Source organism: Acinetobacter sp. 479375 (assembly GCF_000581715.1).
In the GTDB taxonomy this organism is placed as follows: domain Bacteria; phylum Pseudomonadota; class Gammaproteobacteria; order Pseudomonadales; family Moraxellaceae; genus Acinetobacter; species Acinetobacter ursingii.
In genome coordinates, this window is the sequence record NZ_JEZN01000006.1 from 141,368 (window position 1) to 153,496 (window position 12,129).

The 12,129-nt window shown below is 39.9% G+C and carries 11 protein-coding genes and 4 tRNA genes; 8 read left to right on the top strand and 7 right to left on the bottom strand.

Annotated elements, in window-relative coordinates:
- Positions 1-103: 103 nt before the first annotated feature.
- From J500_RS07475 to rnr, 5 genes are all read right to left on the bottom strand, one after another.
- Positions 104-541 (bottom strand): hypothetical protein, encoded by a 438-nt coding sequence (locus J500_RS07475; RefSeq protein WP_004995095.1) that lies wholly within the window; start codon positions 539-541, stop codon positions 104-106.
- 12 nt (positions 542-553) lie between these two features.
- Positions 554-763 (bottom strand): YheV family putative zinc ribbon protein, encoded by a 210-nt coding sequence (locus J500_RS07480; RefSeq protein WP_004985388.1) that lies wholly within the window; start codon positions 761-763, stop codon positions 554-556.
- Between the two features lie 42 nt (positions 764-805).
- Complete coding sequence (locus J500_RS07485) at positions 806-2,845, bottom strand: M3 family metallopeptidase (protein WP_004995092.1); 2,040 nt, start codon at positions 2,843-2,845, stop codon at positions 806-808.
- Positions 2,846-3,006: 161 nt separating this feature from the next.
- Positions 3,007-3,606 carry a dihydrofolate reductase family protein gene (locus J500_RS07490; RefSeq protein ID WP_004995089.1) on the bottom strand — a complete coding sequence of 200 codons (600 nt, stop codon included), beginning with the start codon at positions 3,604-3,606 and terminating at the stop codon, positions 3,007-3,009.
- A 37-nt stretch (positions 3,607-3,643) separates the two neighbouring features.
- Entirely contained in the window at positions 3,644-6,064 is a 2,421-nt protein-coding gene (rnr, locus tag J500_RS07495; protein WP_201686718.1) for a ribonuclease R, read from the bottom strand.
- A 263-nt stretch (positions 6,065-6,327) separates the two neighbouring features.
- Here rnr and J500_RS07500 point away from each other — a divergent pair.
- From J500_RS07500 to J500_RS07525, 6 genes are all read left to right on the top strand, one after another.
- Positions 6,328-6,417: transfer RNA gene (locus tag J500_RS07500), tRNA-Ser, on the top strand.
- 15 nt (positions 6,418-6,432) lie between these two features.
- A tRNA-Arg gene (locus J500_RS07505) sits at positions 6,433-6,509 on the top strand.
- Between the two features lie 52 nt (positions 6,510-6,561).
- A tRNA-Arg gene (locus tag J500_RS07510) sits at positions 6,562-6,638 on the top strand.
- A 74-nt stretch (positions 6,639-6,712) separates the two neighbouring features.
- Positions 6,713-7,051, top strand: coding sequence for a hypothetical protein (locus J500_RS07515; RefSeq protein ID WP_004995085.1), 339 nt, complete (start codon positions 6,713-6,715; stop codon positions 7,049-7,051).
- A gap of 412 nt (positions 7,052-7,463) precedes the next feature.
- Entirely contained in the window at positions 7,464-8,723 is a 1,260-nt protein-coding gene (locus tag J500_RS07520) for a GAF domain-containing sensor histidine kinase (RefSeq protein ID WP_004995083.1), read from the top strand.
- 116 nt (positions 8,724-8,839) lie between these two features.
- Positions 8,840-8,916, top strand: a tRNA-Arg gene (locus J500_RS07525).
- Positions 8,917-9,001: 85 nt separating this feature from the next.
- Here the strand turns inward: J500_RS07525 and J500_RS07530 are convergent.
- The gene (locus J500_RS07530; protein WP_004995080.1) at positions 9,002-10,309 is read right to left on the bottom strand and encodes a hypothetical protein; all 1,308 of its coding nucleotides are present in this window, start codon (positions 10,307-10,309) and stop codon (positions 9,002-9,004) included.
- A gap of 200 nt (positions 10,310-10,509) precedes the next feature.
- Here J500_RS07530 and J500_RS07535 point away from each other — a divergent pair, with 200 nt between their 5' ends.
- Together J500_RS07535 and J500_RS07540 are read left to right on the top strand one after the other, a co-directional pair.
- Positions 10,510-11,007, top strand: coding sequence for a YcxB family protein (locus J500_RS07535; protein ID WP_004985404.1), 498 nt, complete (start codon positions 10,510-10,512; stop codon positions 11,005-11,007).
- A gap of 32 nt (positions 11,008-11,039) precedes the next feature.
- Positions 11,040-11,681: a fumarylacetoacetate hydrolase family protein gene (locus tag J500_RS07540; protein ID WP_034698952.1), complete on the top strand. Its 642-nt coding sequence runs from the start codon at positions 11,040-11,042 to the stop codon at positions 11,679-11,681.
- 49 nt (positions 11,682-11,730) lie between these two features.
- Here the strand turns inward: J500_RS07540 and J500_RS07545 are convergent, their stop codons facing one another.
- Positions 11,731-12,111, bottom strand: coding sequence for a VOC family protein (locus J500_RS07545; protein ID WP_004995074.1), 381 nt, complete (start codon positions 12,109-12,111; stop codon positions 11,731-11,733).
- Positions 12,112-12,129 lie beyond the last annotated feature (18 nt).

Here is a 12,129-nt window from a genome sequence, read left to right on the forward strand (position 1 = left end):
TATAAGTTATAGCGCGTATTTTTTGTGGCACTTTAATACAGATTTTTATTGATACCAAAAGTTGGGCCTGTGATGCACAAACCCAAGTTTTTAAGTATAGACTTTATTTTTGCTCGGCCAATTGTGCTTCAAGTAACTTGATTTGTTCCTCTTTCAGTTTAATCAATGTATCGGCATCCTGATGTTGGGCTTGGAGCGTTGATTTCTGATCTTTAAGTTGTGCTTGAATATCATCAAGTTTGGCGATTTCCTCTTTTGCAAGGGAAGGATGATCTGGCACGGGTGTTTTTAGGATAGAGTCATCCACTAAAGTACTTGGTGCAGGCTCGCTTGCAGCAGATACATCGGCAGTTTTTGTCGATGGTTGTGTTGAATTGGATAACTTTGTTTGCGTTTCGGTGGTTGGTGTTTGAGTTTTTTCTGATTCATTTTGATTCTCAGCAAAAAACCATTGTGCAGCTAAAAATAACAACACAACGATGCTGATGCCCCCAATAATAATCCATAACAAACGAGAGTTATGGCGTTGTTCTAACGTCATTGCTTAAACCTTTTATTTTGAACGACGTGGTTTGAACTGTATCACTCCGACTTCATCTGCAACTGCGGGAATATCGGGTTCTTCAACATGAGTAGGACGATTTTCACTATAGTCGCACTCGATACATTCAATCCATTCGTCGTCGTTTGTGGTGAGCATGACAATCCGATCTGTGGCACCGCATTTTGGACATTTAGCACCTGCAATAAACCGACGTTTCATTTTGTCACTTCCCAACCACTTACGAACATTTTAATGTTTAGTTTAAGCCGTTTTAGGGTCGCTCGTCCAACCCTGATGACGTAATAATGCATCAATTTTGGGTTCACGACCTCGGAAGTTAACAAATGCTTCTAAAGCCGTATCTTTGCCGCCCACCGCAAGAATCGCTTCGCGGAACTCGTGTCCTGTTTTAGTGTTGAAAATACCTTCTGTTTCAAATCGGTCAAAGGCATCACTGGCAAGCACTTCAGCCCATTTGTAAGAGTAATATCCTGCCGCATAACCGCCTGCAAAAATATGACTAAAACTGTGTTGAAAACGATTGTATGAGGCAGTTGGCAATACCGAAAATTGACTGCGAATTCCATCTAAAACGGACTGGATTTGTGTGCTATTCAAAGCAGGATTTTTGGAATGAATGGTCAAATCGAACAAAGCAAATTCAATCTGTCTAAGGGTCTGCATTCCAGACTGAAAAAAGCGAGCATTTAACAATGCACTGAGTAATTCTTCAGGCAAGGCTTGCTTGGTTTCAATATGTTCACTGAGGACATCCAGACTTTCTTTGTCCCATGTCCAAAATTCCATAAACTGGCTTGGAAGCTCTACAGCATCCCATGCTACGCCATGTGTGCCTGCGACCGAAATATTATCGACCTCAGTCAGCATGTGATGTAAGCCATGTCCAAACTCATGAAACAGTGTATTGACCTCATCATGGGTGAGTAATGCAGGCTGATTACCCACAGGTGGAGTAAAGTTACAGACCATATAGCAAATCGGTTTTTGTAAACCCTGTGTCGTTTGCATACGCGAACGGAAACCACTCATCCATGCGCCACCCCGCTTACCGTTACGTGCATAGAGGTCAAAATAGAATCCTGCAATGACTTTGCCTTGGTCTTCAAGTTCATAATAATGGACGTCAGGATGCCAAACGGGTGCTTGACGCTCAACAATCTGAACCCCATATAAGCGATTTACGATCTGAAATAACCCTTGAATAATTTTAGGTGCTGGGAAATACGGTTTCAGGGTTTCCTGTGACAAATTAAATTGCTGCTGTTTAAGTTTTTCTGAATAATAACCACTGTCCCAAGGTTGTAATTGTTCAATACCATCTTGTTGAGCAATGGTTTTCAGTTCCGCTACTTCCTGTTGAGCAGGCGCGCGTGCATGTTCAGCGAGATCAACCAAAAAATCATGTACCGTTTGTACATCAGGTGCCATTTTGCTCGCCAATGAATATTCGGCAAAATTATGAAAACCAAGCAATACACCCATTTCCTGACGTAGTTTTAGGATTTCTTCCATGATCTCAGTATTATCAAACTCTTTATGATCGGATTGATCCGAGGCGCGGGTGGTATAAGCTTTATATAACGCTTCGCGTAAATCACGGTCTTCGGCATAGGTCATAATGGCTAAGTAAGCAGGCATATCAAGCGTTGCCACAGGTTGATCCAGTTCACGCTGCTGACCATATTGTTTTAACAACTCAATACTGCTTTGTGATAAGCCTTTAAGTTGAGCTTCATTTAAAGGTTTAAAATAGGCCTGAGTTGCATCGAGCACATGATTGGAAAAATCAGAAGAAAGCTGCGATAAACGTGCTGAGATTTCTGCGTAACGTTTTTTGGCTTCACCTTCAAGCGCAACACCTGAAAGTTTAAAATCACGTAAGGCTAAACGGATAGCACTTTGTTGGGCAGCACTTAAACTAGAAAATTCAGCGCTATCATGGATCTGCTGATACGTTTGATAAAGCGTCGTATGTTGCCCAAGCTGCGTATAATATTCACTTAGAGTAGGCAATAATGATTGAAACACTTCGCGGGTTTGCGCATTGCTCATCACGGCATTTAGATGTGATAAAACGCCCCATGATTCACTCATATTATTTTCAAGTTCATCCATTTGTTCCAATACATGTACTTGTGCAGCAAAATCAGTTGGAACATTTTGTAAAGTGTCTAAAAACTGCTGACCCTGATCAATATTTTTTTCGATCTCTTGTTTTAGGCTGTCTAGTTGGATGTGATCAAATTGAGGAACGGGAAGCGTTGCTTGCTGTAAGGTCATTGTATTCGCCATAATTTTTTAAACTTATGACTAGATGTAAGGGTTTAACGCAAGGAAATCAAGCTGGGCTAAAGATTTATTAAGCGGATTTCTCACAGTGATGATTTGGCTTTATTGATTTTGGCCAACAATCATTCTGAGTAACGTCCATAAAACCAATGTTATTTGAGGATGCGATATTTGATATGGGTGACCAAATCTGTTCCTCTTTGTTCTAATATTTCTAAATTGATCTCTGGCATTTCTTCAAACAAACGTTGACCTTGACCGACAATGACGGGAACGATATGTAGCCACAACTCATCAATCAGCCCTGCTTTAAGATATTGATTAACGGTATGCGCACCGCCTGCAATTGCAACATCTTTATCGCCCGCCAATTTTTTTGCTTGTTCAAGTGCGCTCAATATTCCATCAGTGACAAAATAAAAAGTCGTTCCAACTTGTAAACTCAAGCTGTCACGTGCTGTATGCGTCAGAACAAAAACAGGCGCATGATAGGGTGGTTCTTCACCCCACCAGCCTTGCCACGTATTATATTTTGGCCCAGTTGGGCCAAACATATTACGACCCATAATAAACGCGCCCGCAGACGTGAGACTGGCGATTTCATTTTTGTTTTGATCTGCTTGACCAAATAACCATTTACATAAACTTTGGTGAATATTGGGTAATTCACCAAAAGGTTTATCTTCGGTCATATGCAGACCAGCAACGAAACCATCCACAGATATACACATACCGCTTATGACTTTTCCCATACTGACCTTCCTTGGTTCTATTAACTGGTCGTTCTATCTAACTATCCGATTTGCTTTTGGCATTGGACCTTTTACGTTTGGGCTTGGTTTTTTTCTTCGGTTTTTCAGTCTTCACTGCTACGGGAGCAACAGCTTTTTTAGTTGACTTCTTACCATACGAACTCGGTTTACTTTTCGATTTCTCTTTCTTGCGTGAGGGTTGTTGATGAGATTCAACGCTGTCACCTTGCGCATTAAACACTTGTTCAGTGGTTTGAGCTTTGCTAGTTCGTGGCGCACGACTCCGAATGATTCGACCTGCATGGGTAATTTGCTGAATCAGCTCAAAATCAATTTTGCGTTCTTCCAGATTTACCGCAGCGACTTTGATTTTGACTTCATCACCTAGACCAAAGATTTGACCACGATTTTGCCCGACTAGACTTTGGCTCGCTTGATCGTAAAGGAAGAAATCATCACCCAAATGACTGACATGAATCATACCGTCTACATATAAATCTTTTAAGGTGACAAATAAACCGAACTCAGTTACCGCACTAATAATGCCAATAAATTCTTCACCCAAATGCTGTTGCATATAGTGACATTTCAGCCATGACGTTACGCTACGAGACGCTTCATCTGCACGGCGTTCAGTTTTGGAAAACTGTTCACCTGCGTCATCCAGTGCTGCACCAGAAAGAGGATACGGTTTTTGCTGTAAATGCGCCTTAATCGAGCGATGCAACAATAAATCAGGATAACGACGAATTGGCGAAGTAAAATGCGTATAGGCTTCATACGCCAAACCATAGTGACCTGCATTTTTAGCGCCGTAATAGGCTTGCATCATTGAGCGTAATAACACTGCATGGATACTTGGTGCATCAATCCGATCTTTGGTGGCTTCAATGACACGTTGATAATCTGCCTGTGTTGGCTGATCAGGGAACGGTAAACCTAGTAATTTAACAAAATCTTTGACTTTTTGAATGCGTGAAAATTCGGGTGCTTCATGCACACGATACAGCATCGGAATATCATGTTCTAATGCATATTCGGCTGCCGCGACATTGGCAAGCAACATACATTCTTCAATCAATTTATGCGCTTCATTTCGAGTACGCGGTAAAATTTCCTTAATTCCACCCAACTCATCAAAAGTCATATAGGTTTCAACAGTTTCAAACTCCATCGCATGACGTTTTGCACGTAGCTCTTTCAGCGTTTGATAAAGTTGAAACAAGGTATTTAGTGATTTTTGAATCGATTTATCGACAGGAATTGCATCCGTTTTACCTTCAAAATATTGACCGACCTGTGTATAGGTCAGACGTGCTTGAGAATGCATCACTGATGGATAAAATTCATAACTCATCACGCGACCAGCGCGGGAGAGTTTTAAATCACAGACCATACATAAACGATCGACATGCGGATTTAACGAACATAGTCCATTGGATAAAGCTTCGGGCAACATCGGCAACACAAAATGAGGGAAATACACTGAAGTTCCACGTTCTTGCGCTTCATCATCAAGCGGTTTGCCCAAACGGACATAATGACTGACATCCGCAATTGCTACGACCACGCGATAACCACCCCCTGCGCGTTTTTCAGCATAGACCGCATCATCAAAATCGCGGGCATCTTCGCCGTCAATGGTTACTAATGGCAAATCACGTAAGTCGATACGACCTTCAATATCTTTTTTCGATGGTTCTTTAAAACGTTCTGCTTCCTCAACGACTTCTTTTGGAAACTCATAAGGTAGACCATATTCTAAAATAGTCTGAGGAATAATAATCTCAGTGTCGGCTTTATCTGCCATCGATTGAATCACATGACCCGTGGCAAATTCTTCGCGGGTTGGATAATCGTCAATTTCAATCCGCAAATAATCGCCCACTTTGGCATGGGCATGTTCAATCAATTGTTTTTCTAAAGGAATCGGCTGATGCGCATTGGGTGCAGCAGGTTGAATATGAAATTCACCTTCATGTTCTGCTACTTTACCAATGAGTTGTTTCAAGCGATGTTGTGTGACTTCAGTAATAAAACCCCAGCCTTTGCCTTTACGGTCAACAGAGGTCTGACGAACTTTAACCCGATCGCCATTAAATACTAAACGTAACTCGCGCTCAGGCAGTAACAGATCATTTTGCCCATCAATATGTGCAGAACCTAACCCTTTATTATTAATATAAACTGTTGCATCAAAAGTCGGTTGATCGCCAAGGAGCTGAAACTTAAAACCATCTTTGGCAATTTGACCGTCGCGAACCATCGCGCTCAAACGATGACTTAAAGCATCGATACTTTTTTGATCTTTGATTTCAAAATGATCGACCAATTCGGCATGCGAAAGGGGCGTGTCGACTTGTTCGAGTGTATTTAAGATAAGCGTACGACTCGGGATCGGATTATCGTAACGTTCAGATTCCGCTTTCGCTTCAGGGTCAACCCAGTTTTTCATAATGTCTTTTGGCTTCATATTTGAAGATAAGTTTAGCATAGCTTATGCAGGAACATTCTGCATGATCATCATGACAAGTCTATGTGATTTAGTTTTGCATAGGTATAGCGCAAAGATAGTCATTATATTAACAAGCTGTAAACACTCATTAATTCATTAGCGCGCAATTTTGTTTAAAAAATAGTTGATTGGATAAAAAACTAAGAAAAATTAGATGTGATGACTTGCAGTTAACAGGCTAAGTTTGTATTATGGCGGCTCGTTACGGGGAGATGGGGGAGTGGCTTAAACCACATCCCTGCTAAGGATGCGTACGGGTAACTGTACCGAGGGTTCGAATCCCTCTCTCACCGCCAACGAATACTTACGATGCGCTCATAGCTCAGCTGGATAGAGCACTTGGCTACGAACTAAGGGGTCGGGAGTTCGAATCTCTCTGAGCGCACCAATTTAACAAGTATTCGGAATTAACGAAGCCTTTATATAGGCACACAAGTAATGCGCTCATAGCTCAGCTGGATAGAGCACTTGGCTACGAACTAAGGGGTCGGGAGTTCGAATCTCTCTGAGCGCACCAACTTGAACAATCAACCGCTTAATTGCGGTTTTTTTGTTTTATAATATCGATAAAATTGATCTGTTATTTATTTCATGTCATTGATTAAACCTATATTAATCGTCTTGTGCATTTCCGTTCTGAGTTTGATTGCGTATAAAATTTGGCAGCCTTCGCCAGCCCAATATGAAGATTATCGCGCATTATTCTGCTTGGTGATTCAAAAAGATGATTTAACAGAAAAAGATCAGATTTTCATTGAAATGGAAAAAGTGCAAAAACACTCTTATCCAGATTACGCATTGCATAAGCCCACTTTTAAAACACGATTTGCGCGTCTGGTCTTTTCTCAGTTTCAGGATTTAAAATTAGCGGAGCAACAACAAGCTCGAAAATCTTTAAAGAATTGTGAAAATTTACTTGCTTGGAAATGATTTGGTGTTGTTGCAACAAGATGAAATAGTTAAAACAAGATATCAAGCTATATGAATGTATGAAATACGGGATGGTTATCAATTTGCAAATGTGAAAGATCCATAAGGACACTCTGTTTCTGTTTCTAGCCGTTTATATCAATCATCGTAAAACCGCATCATAACGCGTTAAAAAGATAAAAACTTACACGCTTAACTTCAATGCATTAAATATAGAATTGTTCAAACGTAGATATATTTATACGGAAAAAGGATACACCATTTATCTTAATTACGCATTTCATACATAGGATAGCTGTATAAATCGTTGTATTATCAATAATAATACATAATTATAGGTGGGTTGTTACAAACTATAGTAGTTGTTTTAAGCTTTTTTTAAAACCGAACTAGATCATAACTGAGACTTAAAATGATTGAAGCAAAACTGCCTGAAAATGAATTGGGACGGATGCATGCCTTAAATGAGTATCAGATTTTGGATACCATGGCTGAACAATGTCTAGATGATCTTGTTTTGTTGGCGTCAAAAATTTGTGAGGCACCAGTTTCTATTATTAGTTTGATCGATGAAAGCCGCAGTTGGTTTAAATCCTCTTATGGCGTACCGCGTGGAGAAGTTGAGCGAAAATACAGTATTTGTAGCCATGCGATTTTGCAGCAGGACATCTTTATTATAGAAGATACTTTGCTTGATGAAAGATTCCATGATAATCCAACAGTGAAAAGTGATCTCGGGATTCGTTTTTATGCAGGCGCGCCATTAAAAACCTATGATGGTTTTAATCTGGGTACCTTGTGTGTTCTTGATTCTAAACCACGTCAATTAACTTCTGATCAGTGTCAGGCGCTTGCTGTTTTAGCAGCGCAAGTCGTCCAACAGTTTGAGCTACGTAAATCCAATTTTGAAATACAGCAAAAAAATAAAGAATTAGAATACTTAAATGCAAGTAAAGATAAGTTTTTTTCCATTATTGCTCATGACTTACGCGCACCATTTCATGGCATCTTAGGCTTCTCTGATGTACTAGAGACAGAAATCGAAACACTGGATGAACAGGGCATTCGTGATATTGCAGGTTATTTGCGCAGTACGGCTCAAGCGACATTTAAGCTTCTTGAAAATTTATTGCAGTGGGCGATGTCGGAAGGTGGCGCAATTGTTTATAACCCGCAATCTGTCAATATGGCAGAACTGATGTCAGATGTTTGTGAAATTCTTCAGGCAGTTGCACAGAAAAAAAGTATTCAGATCGAATGTAATATCGAAAAGGATTTATATTGCTTTGTCGATTTAAACATGATGCTTTCGGTATTTCAGAATCTTATTTCCAATGCCCTCAAATTTACACCGAATGGTGGTCAAATTTATATATCTGCCTTAACCCAAAATGGACAAGTCGAAATTACCGTCCGTGATACAGGTGTTGGTATGTCAGATGAATCTTTTCAAAACTTTAATCAGAGAAAGCAGATTCGCAGTGAAAAAGGTACGGATGGCGAAAAAGGATCTGGTTTAGGACTCTTGCTGTGTTTACAGTTCATTGAAAAAAATCGTGGAAATGTACAAGTGACAACGCAAAAGGGCGAAGGAACCGTATTTACGATTTGTTTGCCTATCGATCAAACTCATCTTCCAAGCATAAATCATGAACTCAGAATGATAGGATAATCTTTCATCAGTATAAATTTTAAAACAATGCCTAATAACTAAACGTTTGGTGACAGTTTTGTGAAAAAAGACTTATCAATGCAGAAAAAATGCGTATAATGCGCTCCATCAAGTACGCGCTCATAGCTCAGCTGGATAGAGCACTTGGCTACGAACTAAGGGGTCGGGAGTTCGAATCTCTCTGAGCGCACCAACTTGTTGAACTCGATATGAGTTAAATTAAACCACTTTTTTAAGTGGTTTTTTTGTGCTTATCATAAATGGCATTTCTTACAAAATTATTTCATTTTCTCTTTAATTTTTAGACTAAAGACAGCATTGCCACCGGCTGCGGGCAACATATCGTGATAAGGTAAACTACGCATTGCGCGTAATAAAAACGGCGCTTTTTCATCAATTTTGGCGGCACTGGTCATTTTAAGTAGTGTGCCATTATTATTCTGTGGTAGTAATTGCATCCCTCCTTTAACAAAGCGTAAATCACCACCAATGGCATTATATTGTGATTGATTGGAGTCGATATGGTTAAAACGCATTTTAAAATCAAATGGAATGTTAATAACTCCTAATCCTACCGAAACCCGAAAATTAGCGTCCTGTAATTGGGGGGCAGGAGAACTCAATTCCACTTTTTTGATTTGTCTTAGAAATAAACTTTGAAAAGACGCAGGATTGAGCCAGTTTTGCAGTTGCTGTGGTGTTTTTGTGTAATACTGATATGTTGTGGTGAAGCGCATTGTTTCACGTCCTTGAGGATAAGGGATCGAGGACGCAGGTTGAATAAAAGACACTGGATATCCCGTACTTCGGCTTATTTCACTTATTTTTCTAATTTGATTGCTCGTCAGTTGTAACGACGGTAATTGATTCGCATCAAGTGCCGCGGTTTGAGTTTTTGTCCATTTACGTTGTAAAGACTCAAGTATAAAAGCATTACTGCCAATCGGGATACCGAGTTTTGCATCAGGTACAGCAGACAAAATTTTGCGAAGTAGAAAACCATTAATCTGATTTAGGTCACCCCATTGCGTCAAGGTAATCAGCGTTTTTTGTGGGCCTAAACTAAACCATTCAAATTTTCCTAGGCCATAGGGTACAGGTGCATCGGTAATCAAACTGGCAATACTGTTATTCCCTATTTGATGTTGCATGGAAATATCTTCGTTAAAATTGAGCACTGGAATCGGGGTCGGAATTTGAATTTTATATTTTACCTGCGTGGTATTACCGTTTTTTTCTTCAATTTTCGCAGATTTTAACGTGGGGAATAAGCCAACATAATGATTATAATCGGTTAATACTCTGGCAACCTCCTGTGTGCTGACAGGCACAATAAGGGCTGCACTGACAAACTGAACGGTCGGTTGAGGGTTTTTCTTTTGGGTAGGTACATTGGTTTTGGTATAAGGTTGTGCATAAATTAAAATATTGTTTTGAGCCAAATCCGCCAGTTGTTGGGGGTTTTGTTGAAATAATGCCAGACTGCTCGGAATGTTTTCATTCCACGTGACAAATTGGGCAGAAATGATGCTGCTATAACTCAAAAGACTAAAAAAAATGCCGCATCCATAGGCAAAGCGTTGCATAACATCCTCGAAACTTATCGTTGTTTTGATTGAGTCTTAAGTGTTTAAAACGTTTTGGCTTCAAAAAAAAGCCATTTTATGTAAATACTGATCAATGTCAGGGGGATTAAATTCTTAATCAAATGTGATCAAGCGCTAAATAAAATAGTCGAACTGGTGTAGTATTTTGAGGGTAATTCATCGCTTATGTTGAACATTTTATGTCAGAACTGAAACCCGCCATTTCATTGCGTTATCAACTCAATTTAGAAGAATCTCAAGACGGCTTTGCACTTGCGACGTTTGGAAAAAAACAATTAACTCGCTTTATTACGCCCGTGATTAGTATTGCGATTATCATTTGGGGTTTTTATCTCGGATTTTCTGGTGTTGGACGTTATTACGTCGCATTGGGTGCTTTTTTTCTGGTGATGCAAATTTTGATGCGTTACTGGTTTTTACCGATGATGTTTAAACGTCAGTTTGTCAAATATCAGTTTGGTAAAAGTGAACAGGGCATCGACTTGTATCAAGATCGTATGGAACTTTATGCGAATGGTCGTAAGCAACAATTCGCGTATAGTGAAGTGGTCAATTTTGCCAAAGGTAAATTGACCTATATGATTGAACTGAAAAATCGTACCGTGGTGATTGTGCCAAAACGTGCCTTTAGCGACAGTACACAACAAACTCAGTTTGAAAACACCTTTAAAAAATAATCAACACGCAACGCCATGTAAAGGGAAGTCTTATGAACGCACGACCATCAAAAATTATTTGTGTGGGTAGAAGTTATGCTGAGCATGCCAAAGAACTCGGCAATGCCATTCCCGATCGTCCAGTGTTATTTATTAAGCCACCAAGTAGCTTGATTGGTTTGCAGGATGGAATTGAATTGAATCCAGCGAATGGAGGTTGTCATTTTGAATGTGAATTGACCTTGAGAATCGATCAGCCACTCAAGAATGAAACTGATCCAGCAAAAGCATTGGCTGCGATTGGTGCGGTCACGATTGGTCTGGATTTGACGTTGCGGGATTTACAAACTGAGCTAAAAAATAAAGGTCAGCCGTGGGAGCGAGCTAAAGCTTTTGATGGTGCGTGCGTATTGGCTGATTGGGTCGATGTCAGTGAAATTGAAGACTGGAAACATGTGACCTATCGTTTTTATATTAATGATACGGTTCGCCAACAGGGTGATACAGCCTATTTACTATTAAGTGTTGGTGAATATCTGTGTGATATGAGTCAAGCATTTACGATTGAAGCAGGGGATGTCGTTATGACTGGAACACCCGCAGGCGTAGGGCCGCTAGAACGTGGTGATCAGCTCAAAATGGTGCTCAATGGTAAAACTCAACAATTTGTTTGGGAAACTTTTGTTAAAGCTTAATTTTATGGTCATACCGAAAGCCTGCTATTTGAAGCAGGCTTTTTATTACTTAAAGATAATTTGAAATCTCAATCAGATTTTGATCTGGGTCACGAATATAGACCGATAAAATAGCACCCATTGCACCTGTACGCTGGATCGGGCCTTGTTCGATATCAATATGCAGTTGTTTTAGCTGTTGAATGATGTGTTCTATCGGTGTTTCGCTGATAAAGCAAAGATCGGCAGAACCTTCGGTTGGGAAAGCGGCTTTCGGTTCAAATTCATGCCCTGCTTGGTGTAGATTGATTTTTTGAGAACCAAACTTAAGCGCTTTACGGTTTTCCCCAAACTCAATCACTTCAAAATTTAATACGTGCTGATAAAAGTTACAGGTCGCTTCAATATCTGCAACCGTTAGCACTAAATGATCAAGATGAGAAATTCGCATAATCTGATCTCCAATTTT